Source organism: Propionibacterium ruminifibrarum (assembly GCF_900289195.1).
GTDB classification, from domain to species: Bacteria; Actinomycetota; Actinomycetes; order Propionibacteriales; family Propionibacteriaceae; genus Propionibacterium; species Propionibacterium ruminifibrarum.
Genome location: NZ_OMOH01000002.1, coordinates 359379 through 377981, shown reverse-complemented (window position 1 = coordinate 377981; position 18603 = coordinate 359379). Strand labels below are relative to the sequence as shown.

General features: G+C 71.1%; 16 protein-coding genes. 12 read left to right on the top strand and 4 right to left on the bottom strand.

All coding sequences use genetic code 11. From position 1 onward, the window contains the following. Window positions 1-1073: 1073 nt before the first annotated feature. Window positions 1074-1694: a peptide deformylase gene (gene def, locus PROPJV5_RS03685; RefSeq protein ID WP_119715007.1), complete on the bottom strand. Its 621-nt coding sequence runs from the start codon at window positions 1692-1694 to the stop codon at window positions 1074-1076. 50 nt (window positions 1695-1744) lie between these two features. On the opposite strand from def, the gene PROPJV5_RS03680 reads away from it, so the two are divergent. Then, window positions 1745-2698, top strand: coding sequence for a tyrosine recombinase XerC (locus PROPJV5_RS03680; protein WP_420812715.1), 954 nt, complete (start codon window positions 1745-1747; stop codon window positions 2696-2698). Between the two features lie 6 nt (window positions 2699-2704). Here PROPJV5_RS03680 and PROPJV5_RS03675 read toward each other — a convergent pair whose 3' ends face one another. From PROPJV5_RS03675 to PROPJV5_RS12505, 3 genes are all read right to left on the bottom strand, one after another. Continuing rightward, complete coding sequence (locus PROPJV5_RS03675) at window positions 2705-2965, bottom strand: hypothetical protein (RefSeq protein ID WP_119714964.1); 261 nt, start codon at window positions 2963-2965, stop codon at window positions 2705-2707. A 4-nt stretch (window positions 2966-2969) separates the two neighbouring features. Next, complete coding sequence (locus PROPJV5_RS03670; RefSeq protein ID WP_182858557.1) at window positions 2970-3380, bottom strand: EndoU domain-containing protein; 411 nt, start codon at window positions 3378-3380, stop codon at window positions 2970-2972. 126 nt (window positions 3381-3506) lie between these two features. Next, entirely contained in the window at window positions 3507-4577 is a 1071-nt protein-coding gene (locus PROPJV5_RS12505) for a peptidoglycan DD-metalloendopeptidase family protein (protein WP_182858556.1), read from the bottom strand. Window positions 4578-5121: 544 nt separating this feature from the next. Between PROPJV5_RS12505 and rpsB the strand changes: the two genes are divergently transcribed. The 11 genes from rpsB (at window position 5122) to PROPJV5_RS03610 (ending at window position 18603) form a co-directional block, all read left to right on the top strand. After that, a complete protein-coding gene (gene rpsB / locus PROPJV5_RS03660; protein ID WP_119714962.1) occupies window positions 5122-5979 on the top strand; it encodes a 30S ribosomal protein S2 in 858 nt (285 codons plus the stop codon). Window positions 5980-6008: 29 nt separating this feature from the next. Next, the gene (gene tsf, locus PROPJV5_RS03655) at window positions 6009-6821 is read left to right on the top strand and encodes a translation elongation factor Ts (RefSeq protein WP_119714961.1); all 813 of its coding nucleotides are present in this window, start codon (window positions 6009-6011) and stop codon (window positions 6819-6821) included. Between the two features lie 352 nt (window positions 6822-7173). Beyond that, entirely contained in the window at window positions 7174-7887 is a 714-nt protein-coding gene (gene pyrH, locus PROPJV5_RS03650; RefSeq protein ID WP_119715006.1) for a UMP kinase, read from the top strand. A 71-nt stretch (window positions 7888-7958) separates the two neighbouring features. Then, a complete protein-coding gene (frr, locus tag PROPJV5_RS03645) occupies window positions 7959-8480 on the top strand; it encodes a ribosome recycling factor (RefSeq protein ID WP_220474324.1) in 522 nt (173 codons plus the stop codon). 13 nt (window positions 8481-8493) lie between these two features. Further along, the gene (locus PROPJV5_RS12675; RefSeq protein WP_119714959.1) at window positions 8494-9369 is read left to right on the top strand and encodes a phosphatidate cytidylyltransferase; all 876 of its coding nucleotides are present in this window, start codon (window positions 8494-8496) and stop codon (window positions 9367-9369) included. 47 nt (window positions 9370-9416) lie between these two features. After that, entirely contained in the window at window positions 9417-10583 is a 1167-nt protein-coding gene (gene rlmN / locus PROPJV5_RS03635; RefSeq protein ID WP_220474323.1) for a dual-specificity RNA methyltransferase RlmN, read from the top strand. A gap of 125 nt (window positions 10584-10708) precedes the next feature. Beyond that, window positions 10709-11878, top strand: coding sequence for a 1-deoxy-D-xylulose-5-phosphate reductoisomerase (gene dxr / locus PROPJV5_RS03630; protein ID WP_119715004.1), 1170 nt, complete (start codon window positions 10709-10711; stop codon window positions 11876-11878). Between the two features lie 16 nt (window positions 11879-11894). Further along, window positions 11895-14627, top strand: a complete 2733-nt coding sequence (locus PROPJV5_RS03625; RefSeq protein WP_182858555.1) for a DEAD/DEAH box helicase family protein — start codon at window positions 11895-11897, stop codon at window positions 14625-14627. Window positions 14628-14688: 61 nt separating this feature from the next. Continuing rightward, entirely contained in the window at window positions 14689-15831 is a 1143-nt protein-coding gene (gene ispG / locus PROPJV5_RS03620) for a flavodoxin-dependent (E)-4-hydroxy-3-methylbut-2-enyl-diphosphate synthase (protein ID WP_119714957.1), read from the top strand. A 71-nt stretch (window positions 15832-15902) separates the two neighbouring features. After that, a complete protein-coding gene (locus tag PROPJV5_RS03615; RefSeq protein WP_239018378.1) occupies window positions 15903-16715 on the top strand; it encodes a GNAT family N-acetyltransferase in 813 nt (270 codons plus the stop codon). Window positions 16716-16839: 124 nt separating this feature from the next. Then, the gene (locus PROPJV5_RS03610) at window positions 16840-18603 is read left to right on the top strand and encodes a proline--tRNA ligase (protein ID WP_220474319.1); all 1764 of its coding nucleotides are present in this window, start codon (window positions 16840-16842) and stop codon (window positions 18601-18603) included.

Below are 18603 nucleotides of genomic sequence, written 5' to 3'. Positions count from 1 at the left end.
TGTCGGCCTTCAACGGTCAATGGTGCGTTAGCGTGAGTACTCAAGGGCAGGCTCCTTGGTCGGACGGGTAGTTCAGCGACTTCCATCCTGTCGAGGGCCTGCCCCCTACGCCACCTCCACACCGTCAACAACCTCATGCGCCACAACAGCTAGCCATGAAGCCATGGTCATTATGGGTAAAATCGGTTTTAGTGGATTCGATATGTCATTTCGGATATGATTGGAACATATAGGTTGAGATTGCCCTGGTGAATTGCTGATCTGATCAGATAGAAGAAACGTATAGTTTTACATGCTGACGTGGATGAAAGTAGAAGTCATTCTATACGCTCCTCGTGGCGCCGACATGGGTATCATCGTTGAATAGTGTTGAATAGTTGAGCGCAATGGGAAAACCATCCGGGGATGGTTGACCGATTGACAGGACGTGAGGATGTAGTCGGTGCTCACCGGGGATGCGGGGAACCAGAACGCGACGAAACTCGCCCGCACTGGGGCTAAGTTTCGAACTCCCAGGTCCGCTCGGCAAACACCGCGACGAACAGGTCATCACTCAGGGTATGACCAAAGCTGAAACTCAAGTCAAAGACTTGTTGGGCGTCAGCTTGGGTTTGCACGGCCGACAAGGTGTGCCTGGAATGCACGGCTGAGACCCGCCGAACATAGTTACCGAAAAGACAATGCACCAATTTCTATGTGACTCGACAGAGTTGTCTCTGTCATTCTTCAAACCTGGCTCCTTTGCCGATAAAAGAATGAGGCTTTAACTGATCAAGGAATATTATTGCTGCCACACCGGATCTGACGAGCTGCATCGCGCCCTGCTTGGCATACGGGCTGGTACGGCTGGGCGAGGGTCATGGCTCGTTGTTTGACAGCTGTCTTGCTGGAAGGACTTCCCGCGTCTGGGGTTGCTGACGAGTACGAATACGAAGGAGGCCTCGAGGAACCTGGTGAGGGGCACTTCTGCCTTTGGGGTGCATCAGCTGGCGCAACGGTGGCGTGGCCGAACCGGCTCCCCGTGTCGTGCGGCAGCGTGTGACCGCGGTCTGCCGCTGGGTTGCTGGGTCTTCTTAGCCCTGGTCGGACCCTCCAGCCCCGTCGACCTCACCGGCGGTGCGCTTGGGGTGGATCGGCCAGTCGTCCGGGTAGAGGGGGGCGAGGCGTTCCTTCTCCTCGTCGAGGCGGCGGCGCGAGCGCTTCGAGAGCCGGTCGCCGAAGACGGTGCCCTGCAGGTGGTCGGTCTCGTGCTGCAGGCAGCGGGCCAGCAGCCCGGTGCCCTCGATGCGCACCGGGTCGCCGTTCTCGTCCTGGCCCTCGCAGACGGCGAAGTCGGGGCGGGCCAGCTGCTGGTAGGCGCCCGGCCACGACAGGCAGCCCTCCTGCTCGCTCACCAGGCGACGGTCCTTGCCCTCGGGCAGGGTGACGACGGGATTGCAGACGACGCCGTAGACGAGGCGGCCGGACTCGTCGGGGCAGTTGAAGACGAACAGCGACAGATCGGAGTCGACCTGCGGGGAGGCCAGCCCCACTCCGTCGGCCGCGGCCATCGTCCGGAACATGTCGGCGACCAGCTGGTGCAGTTCTTCGCTGAACTCGGTGACCGGGCGGGTCCTGGAACTCATCACCGGCTCGTCCCAGCGGGTGATCCGTAGAACTCGTCCGGTGGTGGCCCACTCTGCTGGGCTTTTCATCTGGTCCTCCTGGTCGATGGCCTCGCGCGTCGACGCCGCGTGACGCCGCACTGACCAAACCTATACTCACGCTCGTGGGCACACCGTCAGCCGACCAGCATCCGTGGGGCGCCGTCGTGGCGCGCTACGGAGACTACCTGAGCCTGCAGCGCGGCTACTCGGAGCACACGGTACGCGCTTACCTGGGCGACGTCACAGACCTGCTCGGCTTCCTCGCCGGGCGAGGGCGCACCGACCTGGCCGAGGTCGGTCTACCCGACCTGCGGCGCTGGCTGGCCGCCCAGCAGGCCGACGGCGCGGCATCGGCCACCCTCGCCCGGCGCGCCGGCGCCGCCCGCGGCTTCTTCGCCTGGGCCAAGGACAACCGGATCGTGCCGACCGACGTGGCCGGCGGCCTCAAGTCGCCCAAGGTCGGGCGCGCGTTGCCGCAGACGATCACCCAGGCCGATGCCCGCGAACTCATGGACGCCGCCGCAGCAGCCGCCGCCGAGTCCGAGGGGCCGAAGGGCGCCCGCGACGTGGCGATCCTCGAGGTGCTCTACGGCTCGGGCATCCGCGTCGGCGAGCTGTGCGGCCTCGACGTCGGCGACATCGACGCCGGCTCGGGCACGGCGCGCGTGCTCGGCAAGGGCAACAAGGAACGTGTCGTGCCGCTCGGGGCCCCCGCCCTGACGGCCGTGGACGCCTGGCTAGCCCAGCGCGGCCAGTGGGCGCGGCCGGCCTCGGGCCACGCGATGTTCCTCGGCGTGCGGGGCGGGCGGATCGACCCGGCCGTGGTACGCCGCGTCGTGCACGCCGCGCTACGGGCCATCCCGCAGGCCCCTGACATCGGGCCGCACGGGCTGCGTCACGCGATGGCGACCCATCTGCTGGAGGGCGGCGCCGATCTGCGCAGCGTGCAGGAGATGCTCGGGCACGCCTCGCTGGCGACCACCCAGATCTACACGCACATCAGTGACGAGCGGCTGCGGGCCGCCTACAACCAGGCGCATCCGCGGGCCTGAGCCCGGTCACGCGACGTTCTGCCGCTGCCGCTCGAGCGCCTCGGTGGCGAGTTCGACGAAGGTCCACGAGTCCGAGTAATCGTCGAGGGCCCGCAGCAGCAGGTCCTCAGGGATCGTGACGCGGGCGGCCACGAGAAGATCGAGAGCCCCATAGGCGATGGACTCATCGTCGTTCATCGCGATGTCCTGCACGATGAGCACATCCTCGCTGGCCGGTTCGGGTAAGACCCGGTCGGCGAATGCGAGTAGCTCCTCGGATGTGGACATGTGGTCAGCCTACGTCTCGGAGTCTGCCATTGTGAACCCTCTTCACTCCGACGCCCCTTGTGGGGAAGACGGTGACGACAGCAGGGCCGTTCTTCGGCAAGCGGAGGCGGACGACCAGCCTGACCCCACCAATCGTGGAGCTGAGCTCGATCCGGTGTTCGCCTTGAAACAACACATTCTCGGGCCGGTCGATCACCTGCCGGGCCGCCGCCATGATGCGGTCGGCGTCCCAGTCCTTCGGGAAGGCGATCTGGCCTTCTCTCATCTCGGCCTCGACGGTGGTGTACAGGTGGCCTCCGGTGCGCCTGCCGTTGCGTCGGATACTGCCCTCGACGACGTGCTCCCTCGCCTCGTCCAGACCCTGCACATCGGCCGGGCCGAAGGGCAGCCGGTGTCCGTCGGACGTGACGTACACCGGGCCGTCCCCGCTCGAGGCGGGTCCCCGCCGGGACGGTGAGCCGGTCTTGGCGGCAGGCGGACGCGCGCCCCGTCCCGCTCGGGGTCTCTTCGGGCGGGGCCCGGGTTCTGGCGGCACGCCCGGTCACGGCAGGTACGGCGCGGGATCGACGGCCGTGCCGTCCAGGTAGACCGAGAAGTGCAGGTGGCAGCCGGTGGACAGGCCCGTCGTGCCGACGTAGGCGATCACCTGGCCGGCCTCGACGTGGTCGCCCACCCGCACCAAGCCGATGCTCTCGTCGGCGAGGTGGTTGTAGGAGCTGGAGCGGTGCCGGCCCTCCATCGTGCCGTGGTCGACCTCGACCCGGTTGCCGAAGCCCTGCATCGGCGCCGCGTAGGTGACCGTGCCCGACCAGGCCGCTCGCACCGGGGAACCGCACGAGGCGCCGATGTCGAGCCCGTCGTGCAGCTCGTAGGTGCCGAGGATCGGGTTGATCCGATTCGAGAACGGCGAGGTGACGGGCCCGTCGGCGGGCCAGCCCGGGGCCTTCGCGTTCGAGTCGGCGGCCGCCCGGCGAAGCCGCTCCACCCACCACGACGGCAGCACCTGGTGCACCGCGGCGTCCGAGGGCAGCAGGCTGACGTCGCCGGTGCCCTTGTCACGGTTGATCCAGGCGAGGGGGTCGAGGTACTCGTCGCCTCGCTTGAGCCCCAGGTGCAGGCAGGCCTGCCCGGGGCAGTGCCCCGTGAGCAGCGTGCCGATCTGCTGGCCCGCCATGACGCGGTCGCCCCGGGCGACGGTGGCCGCCACCGGCTGGTAGGTGGTGCGCAGGCCACCTGCGTGGGTGACGGTGAGCATCTGCACGCCGTCGATCGTCCCGACGAAGGTGACCGTGCCGTCGGCCGCCGCGTGCACGACGTCGCCGTCGATGCCGCCCAGGTCGACACCGCGGTGACCGGCCAGCCACTTCTCGGCCGGCGGGTCGAAGCCGCGCAGCACCGGGCCGTCGATCGGGATGACGCGCGTGCCGTCGGCCCTGGCCGTGCCGCCCGAGGCGGCGGCGAGCACGACGAGACACTGCAGCAGCACGAGGAAGCCCCGGGCCAGGCGCGCGAACCGCCCCCGCGAAACCGCGGCCCGCCGGTGGGCGTGCCGTGCCGCTCCGGGCCAGGCGGCACGCGCGTCGTCGTTCCAGGTGCCAGGTGTGCTCGTCATGACTGGAGTGTGTGCGCGCCAGGCCCGGTTGCACGCCCCTGCCGCGGCCTGTGGAGAACTCCGACCCGGACGCAGCCGGGGGAAACCCCGCCCGCGCCCGGGGCGACTCCGCGGGGCCGTCGGCCCGTCCAGGGCGTTGTTCCGTTTCCCGCTCGCGCGGGAGGGCTCGCCCCGCACCTCGACGGCGCGGAGGATCGCACCCCGTCCGCGTCCGCACCCGGGAGGGCCCGCACCACGGCCCCACGGTGCCAGGGAGCATCCGGGCCCTGGTCCTGCGGTGAACCACGGGCCCGACGCGGGGGTCCTGCCGCCGGGCGGAACCGGTGGGCGCCTCGGCGGGTCACCGATTTCCCCCGGTGCGCCGGGCAACGTAGACTGATCGGCGCAGTCCGCACGGGCGGGCTGACTTCGCATGCGCGGAAACGGTCGCGACCACGCGGCCGCGGTTCCCGGTGTGGTCCGAGGGCGTCAGGCCCGAGGTGCCGGGGCGAGCGCATCAGGGGAAGCGGGCAACCGCGTCCGACAACCACGAAAGGAGACGGCAATGGCCGTCGTCACGACACGCCAGCTGCTGGAGAGCGGTGTCCACTTCGGGCACCAGACCCGCCGCTGGAACCCGAAGATGAAGCGCTTCATCTTCAACGAGCGCAACGGCATCTACATCATCGACCTGCGCCAGTCCCTGACCTACATCGACAGCGCCTACACCTTCGTCAAGGAGACCGTCGCCAAGGGCGGCCAGGTTCTCTTCGTCGGCACGAAGAAGCAGGCCCAGGAGTCGATCGAGGAGCAGGCGCTGCGCGTCGGCATGCCCTTCGTCAACCAGCGCTGGCTCGGCGGCATGCTCACCAACTTCCAGACCATCAGCAAGCGCATCGCCCGCCTCAAGGAACTGGAGGCCATGGACCTCGAGACCGTCCAGCCCGGCGGATTCACCAAGAAGGAGCTGCTCGGCTTCTCCCGCGAGAAGGAGAAGCTGACCAAGTCCCTCGGCGGCATCCGCGACATGGCCAGGACCCCGCAGGCCGTGTGGATCGTCGACACGAAGAAGGAGCACCTGGCCATCGACGAGGCCCGCAAGCTGCGCATCCCCGTCGTGGCCATCCTCGACACCAACTGCGATCCCGACGAGGTCGACCACCCGATCCCCGGCAACGACGACGCCATCCGCTCGGTCTCCCTGCTCACGCGCATCATCGCCGACGCCTGCGCCGAGGGCCTGCTGGCCCGCTCCGACGCCCAGGCCCAGGCCGGTGCCGCCGCCGAGCCCATGGCCGAGTGGGAGAAGGAACTCCTCGAGTCCGGCGACCAGGCCGAGCAGACCGAACAGACCGACCCCGAGGCCGGCCGGCTGAACGCGGAGGTCGCCGAGGCCGCGGCCGAGGCCCCCAATCCCGAGTGACCCACGAACTTCTGAGAACGGATACCCACATGGCAATCACAGCCGCTGATGTGAAGAAGCTGCGCGACGCCACCGGCGCCGGCATGATGGACGCCAAGAAGGCCCTCACCGAGGCCGACGGCGACTTCGAGAAGGCCGTCGAGATCCTGCGCGTGAGTGGCGCCGCCAAGGCCGCCAAGCGCGCCGACCGCGAGGCCGCCAATGGCCTGGTCGCCTCCTCCGGCAATGCCCTGATCCACCTCGGCTCCGAGACCGACTTCGTCGCCAAGAACGCCGAGTTCATCGAGCTCGGCGAGGCCATCGCGAAGGCCGTCGACGCCGCCGGGGCCGACGGCAAGGAGGCCGCCCTGCAGGCCACGCTCGCCGACGGGCGGACCGTCAGCGAGGCCGTGGCCGAGATCGCCGCCAAGATCGGCGAGAAGATCGAACTGGCCGACGCCGCCTACCTCCCCGGCTCCATCGACGTCTACCTGCACAAGCGCAACCCCGACCTGCCCCCGCAGGTCGGCGTGGTCGTCTCCTACGAGGGCGATGACGCCGAATTCGTCCACTCGGTCGCCCTGCAGATCGCCTCGATGAGCCCCCAGTACCTCGCCCGCGAGGACGTGCCCGCCGACGTGCTCGCCAAGGAGCAGCGCATCGCCGAGGAGACCGCCAAGGAGGAGGGCAAGCCCGAGAAGATCATCCCGCGCATCGTCGAGGGCCGCGTCAACGCCTTCTACAAGGACGTCTGCCTGCTCGAGCAGGCCAGCGTCGCCGACGACAAGAAGACGGTCGGCGCCCTGGCCGCCGAGCACGGCGTTACGGTGACGCGTTTCGTGCGCTTCGCGGCGGCCGCCTGAGCCCACCGAGAACCGTCCGCCGACGGCCTGCAGGGGCCCCATCCGGAACACCCGGGTGGGGCCCCTGCGCGTTCCGGGCCGCGTGCCAGACGGGTCCACGACCGATGGCGAGAAGCCCCATGGCGGGCCTGCCCCGACGCGGACGAGGCGTTCGGCGGCCGGGCCGGTGGGTCGCCCCGCGATGCGCCGGTCGCCCACGGTGGAAGGGCTCCCGCCGTCCTGGGCCGGTGCGGTCCGCCCGTGAACCCACCGACCGGCCGCCCGCCCCTTCCGGCGGGCCCCGGCGCCGTCGCCCACCCGGTAGAGTGTGCACAGCACCGTGACCGCGTCGATCACTGACCAGGAGGACAACGTGCCCGAACCCTTCCACCGTGTCTTGCTCAAGCTCTCCGGCGAGGCCTTCGGAAACGGGAAGCTCGGCGTCGACCCGCACACGGTCCGCGCCATCGCCAAGCAGATCGTCGCTGTGACGAGGGCCGGCACGCAGATCTCGGTCGTCGTCGGCGGCGGCAACTACTTCCGCGGGGCCGAACTGCAGGCCGGTGGCATGGACCGCGACCGCGCCGACTACATCGGCATGCTCGGCACCGTCATGAACTCGCTGGCCCTGCAGGACTTCTGCGAGAAGGAGGGCGTGCCCACCCGCGTGCAGAGCGCCATCACCATGGGGCAGGTCGCCGAGTCCTACATCCCCCGCCGCGCCGAACGGCACATGGAGAAGGGCCGTATCGTCATCTTCGGCGCCGGCTCCGGGATGCCCTACTTCTCGACGGACACGGTCGCCGCCCAGCGGGCCCTCGAGATCGGCGCCGAGGTGCTCCTCATGGCCAAGAACGGCGTCGACGGCGTCTACGACGCCGACCCGCGCACCGACCCGAACGCCACCATGTTCTCCGACCTCAGCTACGACGAGTTCATCGCCCGGGACCTCAAGGTCGCCGACGCGACGGCCGTCAGCCTCGCCCGCGACAACAATCTCAACATGATCTTCTTCAACCTCGACGACCCCGACAACATCATGCGGGCTGTGCGCGGCGAGAAGATCGGCACCCTCGTGCACTGCTGATCGGCAGGTGCACCACTCTTGCGAAAGGAACCATCGTGACGGCAGACATCATCAAGGGCGCCGAGAAGAAGATGGAGGGCACCATCGCCTTCGCCAGGGAGGATTTCGCCACCGTACGCACCGGCCGGGCCAACCCGGCCATGTTCAACAAGATCGAGGCCGACTACTACGGCACGCCGACCCCGCTCCAGCAGCTGGCCTCCTTCAGCTCCCCCGAGCCCCGCACCATGCTCATCACGCCCTACGACAAGGGCGCGCTGGGTGCCATCGAACGGGCCGTGCGCGACTCCGATCTCGGGGTCAATCCCGCCAGCGACGGCACCTCGATCCGCTGCGTCCTGCCCGAGCTCACCGAGGAGCGCCGCAAGGAGTACACCAAGATCGTGCGGAGCAAGGCGGAGGAGGCCCGCGTCGCGATCCGCGGCCACCGTCACCACGCGCTCGAGGCCATCAAGAAGAAGGCCAAGGACAAGGAGATCGGCGAGGACGAGGCCAAGCGCGCCGAGAAGAACCTCGACGCCACCACGAAGAAGCACGTCGCCCAGATCGACGACCTGCTCAAGGCCAAGGAGAAGGAGCTGATGTCCGTCTGAGGGCACCCGCACCATGACCTCCACGGATTCGACGGCGGCCGGCGGCCGGTCCGCCCACTCACACCGGACGGGCCGCAATCTGCCGGTCGCCATCACGACCGGCGTCGTCCTCGGCGCGATCGTCATCGTCACCCTGGCGTGGTGGCACTGGGGATTCGCCCTGTTCATCGCGGTCGCCCTGACCGCCGGCTGCTGGGAGGTGTGCAACGCCCTCGAGAGGACCGGCGCCCACCCGGCCCGGTGGCCGATCCTCATCGGCACCCCCATCCTCGTCCTCGCCTCCTACGCCCTGTTCGCGGCGGGGGAGCGCGAGCGGGCGATGGGAGTGATCATCGGGATGCTCGCCCTCATGGTGATCGCCGCGCTGCTGGTTCGTGTCCCCAGGGGCACGGACGGGTTCGTCAAGGACGCCGCCGCCAGCGTCTTCACCATCGGCTACCTGCCGCTGCTCGGCTCCACCTGCACGCTCATGCTCGCCGACGACCACGGCGCCGGCCGTGTGCTGTGCTTCCTCATCGCCGTCATCGCCTGCGACACCGGGGCCTTCGCCTTCGGGGTGATGTTCGGCCGGCACAAGATGGCTCCGAAGGTCAGCCCCGCCAAGAGCTGGGAGGGCCTGACCGGCGGCCTGCTCGCCGCCCTCGTGGCCGGCGCCCTCTCCGTCCGCCTCGTCCTCCACGCCCCCGTCTGGGTGGGCGCCCTGATGGGCGTCGTCGTCGGCGCCGTCGGCGCCCTGGGCGACCTGGTCGAATCGGCGATCAAACGCGACGCCGGCATCAAGGACATGTCGCACGTTCTGCCCGGGCACGGGGGAGCGATGGACCGCCTCGACTCGCTCATCCTGGCCGCTCCGGCCGCTTGGTTCGTGATGTACCTTCTCGTGGTGTGAACCAACGCAGCCACGAGCCCGCCACGACCCTCACCGTCGAGCAGATCATGTCGACGGGACCCGGGCGGCGCCCGCCGAGGCACTGGATGGACCTCACCCCCGCCGAGCGCGTCGACGCGGTCCGGGCCATGGGCCTGCCGGCCTTCACCGCCAAGCAGATCTCGACCCACTGGTTCACCCGCCTCGAGGACGACCCGGCCCAGTGGACGGACCTGTCGGCCGCCTCCCGCGGGCCGATCGCCGAGACCTTCTTCCCCCGCCTCATAGAGCCGGTCGAGGAACTCACCGCCGACCACGGCACCACGGTCAAGACCGCCTGGCGTCTGCACGACGGATCCGTCGTCGAGTCCGTGCTCATGCGCTACCCGCACCGCACCACCATCTGCATCAGCTCAGAGGCCGGCTGCGCGATGGGGTGCCCGTTCTGCGCCACCGGGCAGGGCGGCCTGCAGCGCAACCTGTCGGCCGCGGAGATCGTCGCGCAGGTCCTCCACGGCGCTCGGCTGCTCGCCCAGGGCCGGGTGCCCGGCGGGCCGGGGCGCATCAACAACGTCGTCTTCATGGGCATGGGTGAGCCGATGGCGAACTTCGCCTCGGTCCTCGCCGCGGTCAGGGAGCTCACGCGCCCGGCCCCCGACGGGCTGGGCATCTCGGCCCGCGGCCTCACCGTCTCGACGGTCGGCATGGTGCCGCGCATGCGCCAGCTCACCGACGAGGGCATCCCGGTGACGCTGGCCGTCTCCCTGCACGCCCCCGACGACGAGCTGCGCGACGAACTCGTGCCGCTCAACCAGCACTTCGACATCGACCAGGTGCTCGACGCCGCCTGGGAGTACGCCCGGGTCACCAGGCGCCGGGTCTCGATCGAGTACGCCCTCATCAAGGACATCAACGACCAGGCCTGGCGCGCCGACCTGCTGGCGCGCCGTCTGGCCGAGCGCGGCGACTGGGGCTGGGTGCACGTCAACCTCATCCCCCTCAACCCGACGCCCGGCTCCAAGTGGACGGCCTCGCGGCGCGAGGACGAGGAGGCCTTCGTCCGTCACCTTCAGAACCACGGCATCCCGGTGACCGTGCGTGACACCCGCGGCCGTGAGATCGACGGCGCCTGCGGCCAGCTGGCCGCCACGATCGACGGCGGCCCGGTCTCCCGCCGGACCCCCGGCAGGCCCGCCCGCACCGCCGGTCACCGCGCCGGCGCAGGCCGCGACTGAGCCCTCCGGCCGCCCATGCGGGCATATGTGCATGAAACCGGGTCAATTCCCAGCCGGTGGCCCTTGTCATCGCGCGGTCCTGCCCGGTTTCCGCCGAGCGGGGGATCGGGGCCATAATCACGCAGGTGCGAGATGTTGTGCTTCTGGGCAGTACCGGTTCGATCGGAACACAGACCTGCGAGGTGGTCGACGCCAGGCGGGACGGATTCCGCATCGTCGCGCTGAGCGCGGGCGGAGGCCAGGTCGCCCGGCTCGCCGAGCAGGCGGCGCGCTTCGCACCGCAGGTGGTCGGCATCGCCGCCGAAGGGCACGAGGACGAGTTCTGGACCGCCTTCGAGGCCGCCGGTGGCACGGACCGGCCCGCCCTCGTCTGTGGGCCGGCGGCCAACGAGGAACTGGCGGCCATGAACGCCGACGTCGTCCTCAACGCCATCACCGGCTCGGCCGGCCTCATGGCCACCCTCGCCGCGCTGGACGCGGGGACGACACTGGCCCTGGCCAACAAGGAGTCCCTCGTCATCGGCGGCCACCTGGTCGCCGACAGGGCCCGCCCCGGCCAGCTGGTCGCCGTGGACTCCGAGCACTCCGCCTTCGCCCAGTGCCTGCGCGGTGGAGGCGGCCGCGAGGTGCGCCGGCTCGTACTCACCGCCTCCGGCGGTCCCTTCCGCGGCATGACCCGCGCCCAGCTCGCCGACGTGACGCCGGAGCAGGCCCTGGCCCATCCCACCTGGCGCATGGGCCGCGTCATCACCATCAACTCGGCCACCCTCGTCAACAAGGGGCTCGAACTGCTCGAGGCAGCCCTGCTCTACGACGTCGACCCCGACGACATCACCGTCGTCGTCCACCCGCAGTCGGTGGTCCACTCCGGGGTCGAGTTCTACGACGGCGCCACGATCATGCAGGCCTCCCCTCCAGACATGAGGCTGCCCATCGGGCTGGCGCTGACCTGGCCCGACCGCATGCCCGACGCGGCCGCCGGCTGCGACTGGTCGCAGGCCACCGCCTGGACCTTCGAGCCGCTCGACTCGCAGACCTTCCCGGCCGTCGACCTGGCCCGCCGCGCGGGCCGGGCGGGCGGCACCGCACCGGCCGTCCTCAACGGGGCCAACGAGATCTGCGTCGACGCCTTCTGCGAGGGGCGGGTGGGCTTCCTCGCCATCACCGACACGATCGCCCGCGTCCTCGACGAGCACCTCGCCTCCGGACACGTGGGCGACGACGGGCTGAGCGTCGAGGCGGTCCTGGCGGCCGATGCCTGGGCGCGCCGTCGCGCAGCCCAGCTGTGCCGCTGAGGACGAGAGCCCGACCATGACCGACGGACCCGGGCGAGAAGAGGGGCCGGCCGGCGCCCTGCCCGGCGCACCATGGCCGTGGCGGGAGCACCAGGCCTCCGCCCTCGAGGCCCTGGCGGCGGCGCGGGAGCAGGGCCGGGAAAGGGTCTGGGTGAGTCTGCCGCCCGGCGCGGGCAAGACGGCCGTCGGACTGGCCCACGCCCTCGCCTCGGGACGGCCCGTGCTCGTCCTCGTGCCCAACACCGCCGTCCGCTCGGTCTGGCTGGGTGAGGCCGCTCGGTTCGCCGCCACCGGCCGCCGGCGGGCCACCACCGACGCCGCGCTGCCCACGGACCTGACCGTTCTCACCTACCAGGCCCTCGTCGGCCGCGGCGACGACGGGGACGAGGACGCGCCGGCACGGCTCAGCCCGGCCGGGGAACGGGTCCTGGCCGAGATGACCCGGCGCGGGCCCTTCACCATCGTCCTCGACGAGTGCCACCACCTCCTCGCGCTGTGGGGCGAACTGCTGGCTCACGTGCTCGACCGGGCCGGCCGCACCGAGGTGATCGGCCTGACCGCCACACCACCGTCCCGGATGAGCAGGGCCGAGGCCGAGCAGATGCGGGCCGTCATCGGCGAACCGGTCGCCCAGGTGGCCGTGCCGCCACTGGTGGCCCGCGGCGAGCTGGCGCCCTTCGTCGAACTGGTCTGGCTCACTCGCCCGACCGAGACGGAGACCGAGTGGCTCGCCGGGCGCGCCACCCGAACCGCCGAGTTCATCGCCTGGCTGACCGATCCCGCGATCGCCTCCACCGGCCTGCTGGCGTGGGCGGAGCAGCGTTGGGGCGTCCTGTCACGGGACTGGTCCACGACGAGCCGTACGGACCCCGTCCTGGCCGACGCCGTCCTGCGCCTCGCCCACGCAGGCCACCTGTCGATGCCCCCGCAGGCGGTTCTGGGCGAGGCCACGAGAGCCGCGCCGGGCCTGGAGGACTGGCTGGCCATCGCCCAGGACTGGTGGGCGCACTGCCTGCGCCGCTCCGACGACCCGCGGGACGCGACGACCATCGAGCGGTTGCGCGCGCTCCTGCCTGGCCTGGACCACCGGCTGGGCAGGCACGGCATCACCCCGGGCGTCCCCGCCGTGCAGCGCGTCCTGGCGCGCAGCGACGCCAAGGCCCGCGGCGCCGTCGAGATCGTCGCGGCGACGCTGGCCGCCGATCCGCAGGCGCGTCTGCTCGTGCTCTGCGACCACGCCGAGGCAGCGACGCTGCCGGCCGACGTCGCCGGGGCCATCTCGGAGCAGTCCGGGTCGGCCCGACGGGTCGCCGCCCTGCTGGCGGCAGACCCCCGCGTGTCGACGGCCAACCCACTGCTCGTCACCGGCGGGCTCGTCGCCGGCCCGGCCGGCGCCGCCGCCCGGCTCATCGAGACCGCGGCCGGGCTCGGGAGCGGGGACGGGCTGGGGGCCGAGCGCCTGGACGACGGTCTCCTGCGGGTCACCGGCTGGGGGCCGCCGGCCTGGGTGCGGTCCGCCACGGCCATGATCGAGTCCGGCGCCTGCCGCGTGCTCGTCGGCACCCGCGCGCTGCTCGGCGAGGGCTGGGACGCGCCGTCGATCACCGGCGTCGTCGACCTCGGCTCGGCCACCACCGGCACCGCCGTCGTCCAGACCCGCGGCCGGGCACTGCGCCGCGACCCGGGCCGCCCGGACAAGGTCGCCGTCAACTGGTCGGTCTGCGCCGTCGCGCCGGACCACCTGCAGGGCGACGGCGACTGGCGACGCCTGGTGCGCAAGCACGACGGCTGGTTCGCCCCCGACGAGACGGGCGAGATCGTCGACCAGGTGGCCCATCTCGACTCGCGTTTCTCGCCCTACGCCCCGCCGCCGGCCGAACTCTTCGACGCCGCCAATGCCGCTGCGCTGGTCCGCGCCGAGCACCCGGGCCGGATCCGGCGGGCCTGGGCCGGCGTCGACCCCGATGGCTTCCCACGCAGCGAACTGCGCATCACCCCCGCCGCCGGCCGGCGGGATCGCGGACCGGTGCTCACCGTCGCCCCCGACGACCGCCTCGCCTGGGACGGGCACGGACTCGTCGTGCCGGGCCGGGAGCGTTCCAGGCCCGGCAGGGCCGGCGCCGCGTGCGCCGTCGCCCTCGCCGTGGGCGGCCTGCTCTGCTTCCTCGCCGGGGCGACGCCGCTCGCCCTGGCCGCGTCCGGCGCCGCTGCCGCCCTCGCCGGCCGGCGGGCCTGGAGCCTGGGGCGGCGGGCCCGCCGCGAACCGGGCCTGGTCGACTATGCGCAGACCGTCCTCGCCGCCCTGCGCGGCGCCGGCCTGGTGGACGCCCCGGCCGCCCTGGCCACCGAGGTCGCCCCGGACGGCGAGCTGCGATTCAGCCTGTCCGACGCGGGGCCGGGCCAGGCCGAGGTCTTCGTCCAGGCCCTGGCCGAGGTCATCGGGCCGGTCGGCGCCGATGCCCGCTATCTCATCAACCGCTGGCGCCTGGGGCCGGGCCTCTGCGGCCCCCTGGCCGTGCGGGGCCTGACCGGTTCGCTCGCCGAGAACTGGCACGCCGTGCCGACGGTCCTGGCCGATTCGCGAGCCCACGCCGACCTGTTCGCCGCCGCGTGGGGCGAGCACGTCGGTGGGGGAGCGGCCGTCTACACCGGCCGTGCGATCGGAGCCGGCCTGCTCGCGGCGGTCCGCGGCACATCGCCCCTGGGCGAGGACTCGGCCCTGGCGTGGGTGCGGCGTACCCGCTGGTGACCCGCGGCAGGTGAGGGCAACCGGGCGCCGTGCGTCCCGAGGCCCGGTTACCCTTGAGGGCATGGCTGACAACCTCCTCATTGACGCGGCGGAGACGGCGCCGACCGTCGCCGTACGGCGCAAGACCCGCACGATCCACGTCGGCAAGGTCGCCATGGGCGGTGACGCCCCGGTCTCCGTGCAGTCGATGACCAACACCCTCACGGCCAACGTCGACGCGACGCTGCAGCAGATCGCCCAGCTGACCGCGGCCGGCTGCGACATCGTCCGCGTCGCCGTCCCGAGCCAGGACGACGCCGATGCGCTGGCCGCCATCGCCGCCAAGTCCCAGATCCCGGTCGTCGCCGACATCCACTTCAACCCGAAGTACGTCTTCGCGGCCATCGACGCCGGCTGCGCCGGCGTGCGCGTCAACCCCGGCAACATCAAGAAGTTCGACGACAAGGTCTCCGAGATCGCCAGGGCCGCCACCGACCACGGCACGGCCCTGCGCATCGGCATCAACGCCGGCTCCCTCGACAAGCGCCTCATGGAGATGTACAAGACCGACCCGGCCGGCGCGCTCGTCCAGTCGGCGCTCAACGAGGCCCGCCTCTTCGAGGACGTCGGCTTCGGCGACTTCGCCATCTCGGTCAAGCACCACGACCCGGTCATCATGATCCAGGCCTATCGTCGCCTGTCGGCCGCCTGCGACTACCCGCTGCACCTGGGCGTCACCGAGGCCGGCCCGGCCTTCCAGGGCACCATCAAGTCCTCCGTCGCCTTCGGTGCGCTCCTCGCCGAGGGCATCGGCGACACCATCCGCGTCTCCCTGTCGGCCGACCCTGTCCAGGAGGTCAAGGTCGGCGTCAAGATCCTCGAGTCACTCAACCTGAGGCCCCGCCAGTTCGAGATCGTCAGCTGTCCCAGCTGCGGCCGCGCCCAGGTGGACGTCTACACCCTGGCCGATCAGGTCACCGAGGCCCTCAAGGACATGACCGTCCCGATCCGGGTCGCCGTCATGGGCTGTGTCGTGAACGGCCCCGGAGAGGCCCGCGAAGCCGACCTGGGGGTGGCCTCCGGCAACGGCAAGGGCCAGATCATCGCCAAGGGCCAGGTCATCAAGACCGTGCCCGAGAGCGAGATCGTCGAGACCCTCATCACCATGGCGCACGAGATGGCGGCGGAGTTCCCCGAGCAGGGCACGCCGCAGGTCCTCGTCTGATGCCCTTCTTCCATCGGTCCGGGCCGGTCTCGCGCCCGCCGCAACGTGGCAGGGCCAGAGTCCTCGAACCGATGGATCTTCCCGTGCTGCGCGCCCTGCTGGACGAGCGCCCGCTCGAGAACATCTTCATCAGTTCACGCCTCGACACGGCCGGCCTGTCCCCGGCCGCCCTCGGCTGCCACATCTGGGGCTACTTCCGTGGCGACCGTCTGGTCGCGGCCTGCCACGCCGGCGCCAACCTCGTCCTGGCCGGCGACGACCCCGCCGCCCTCGACGCCTTCACGGACCGCCTGGGCCCGCGCCGCGCCAGCCAGGCCATCATGGGGCCGTCTTCCGCCGTCGCCGCCCTCCACGAGCGCCTCGTCTCCCGCTGGGGCGAGGCGTGGCGCGGCGCCCGATCCGTCCGCTCACACCAGCCGCTCCTGGTCATCGACCACCCGCCGGCCGTCCCCGGCGACCGGCGTGTCGAGCAGGTCGGCGCCGGCCGTTTCGAGCCCTACTTCGACGCCGCCGTGTCGATGTACACCGAGGAGGTCGGCGCCAGCCCCCTCGACGCCACCAACAGCTACGCCGCCCACGTGCGCGAGCTCATCGGGACCGGCCGCGCGTTCGGCGCCTACGACGAGGCGGCGGGGCGGTTCTGGTTCAAGTCCGACATCGGCGCCGTGCACCGCGGCACCTGCCAGATCCAGGGGGTGTGGGTGAGCCCCGAGCTGCGGGGCAGGGGTCTGGCGGTACCGGCCATGGCCCGCGTCGTCGAACTGGCCCGACGCCGGTACCCGGTGGTCTCGCTGTACGTCAACGACTACAACACCGCGGCGCGCGCGGTCTACGACCACGTGGGTTTCAGGCAGGCGGGTGAACTCGCCACCATCCTCTACTAGCCTTCCGACGGCCAGGCCCTCGGCCTCCGGACGTGTTCGGGCCGGACCGGATCGGCGCCGGACCCGGCACTAGGATTGGCTCGGCACGGCTTCGAGAAAGGCACCAGTTCCAGTGATTACCCGAATGAGCACGCTCTTCGTGCGCACGCTGCGAGACGACCCCGCGGACGCGGAGATCCCCAGCCACCGCTTCCTCGTCCGGGCCGGCTACGTCCGCCGCGTCGCCCCCGGCATCTACTCGTGGTTGCCGCTCGGCCTGCGTGTCCTGGCGCGCGTCGAGGCCATCGTCCGCGAGGAGATGAACGCCATGGGCGCCCAGGAGGTCCGCCTGCCCGCCCTGCTGCCCCGCGAGCCCTACGAGGACTCCGGCCGGTGGACCGAGTACGGCCCCAATCTGTTCCGGCTGGTCGACCGCAAGGGCGCCGACATGCTGCTCGGCCCCACCCATGAGGAGATGTTCACCCTCATGGTCAAGGACCTCTACTCGTCCTACAAGGACCTGCCGGTCACGCTCTACCAGATCCAGAACAAGTACCGCGACGAGGCCCGCCCCCGCGCCGGCGTGCTGCGCGGCCGCGAGTTCGTCATGAAGGACTCCTACTCCTTCGACGTCGACGACGAGGGGCTGGACGCCAGCTACGCCAGGCACCGCGAGGCCTACATCAAGATCTTCGACCGCCTCGGCTTCGAGTACGTCATCGTCAAGGCCAATGCCGGCGCCATGGGCGGCTCGGCGTCGGAGGAGTTCCTGGCCGTCACCGACAATGGCGAGGACACCTTCGTGCGCTCGCCCGGCGGCTACGCGGCCAACATCGAGGCCGTCGCCGTGCCGGCCCCCGACCCGCTGCCCTACGACGACGCCCCGCCCGCCCGGGTCGTCGACACGCCCGAGGTTCCCACCATCGACACCCTCGTCGACCTGCTCAACAGCAGCTACCCACGCCCCGACCGCGCCTGGACCGCCGCGGACACCCTCAAGAACGTCGTCTTCATGACCGAGTCCCCGGACGGTGCCCGCGAGCCCGTCGTCATCGGCCTGCCGGGGGACCGCGCCGTCGACACCAGGCGCCTCGAGGCGGCCCTCGCCCCAGCCGAGGTCACCGACTTCACCGACGAGGACTTCGAACGGTTCCCCCAGCTCGTCAAGGGCTACATCGGCCCGGCCAGGGAGGGCGCCCAGTTCCTCGGCGCCGAGGCCCCAGCCGGGGTGCGCTACCTGCTCGACCCCCGCGTCGTGCCCGGCACCAGCTGGGTGACCGGCGCCAACGAGGATCAGCGGCACGTCATCGGGCTCGTCGCCGGCCGGGACTTCACCGGCGACGGCACGGGCGACGTCGCCGAGATCCGCGAAGGCGACCCGGCCCCCGACGGCTCCGGCCCGCTGAGCCTCGCCCGCGGCGTCGAGATGGGCCACATCTTCCAGCTCGGCCGCAAGTACGCCCAGGCCCTGGGGCTTCAGGTGCTCGACCGCAACGGCAAGCTCGTCACCGTCACCATGGGCTCCTACGGCATCGGCGTCACCCGGGCCGTCGCCATGATCGTCGAGTCCAGCTGCGACGACAAGGGCCTGTGCTGGCCCCGCGAGGTCGCGCCGTTCCAGGTGCAGGTGATCGCCACTGGCAAGGGGGAGGAGATCGCCGCCAAGGCGGCCGAGATCGCCGAGGCGCTCGACGGGGCCGGCGTCCCCGTCCTGCTCGACGATCGCAAGGCCAGCCCCGGGGTGAAGTTCAACGACGCCGAACTGCTCGGCATGCCCACCATCGTGGTGGTCGGCCGTGGTCTGGCCCAGGGCGTCGTCGAGTTGCGCGACCGCGCCAGCGGCGAGCGTCGCGAGGTCGGCGTGGACGAGGTCGTCGACCAGGTCCTCGCCGCCGTGCGCGGCGAGTGA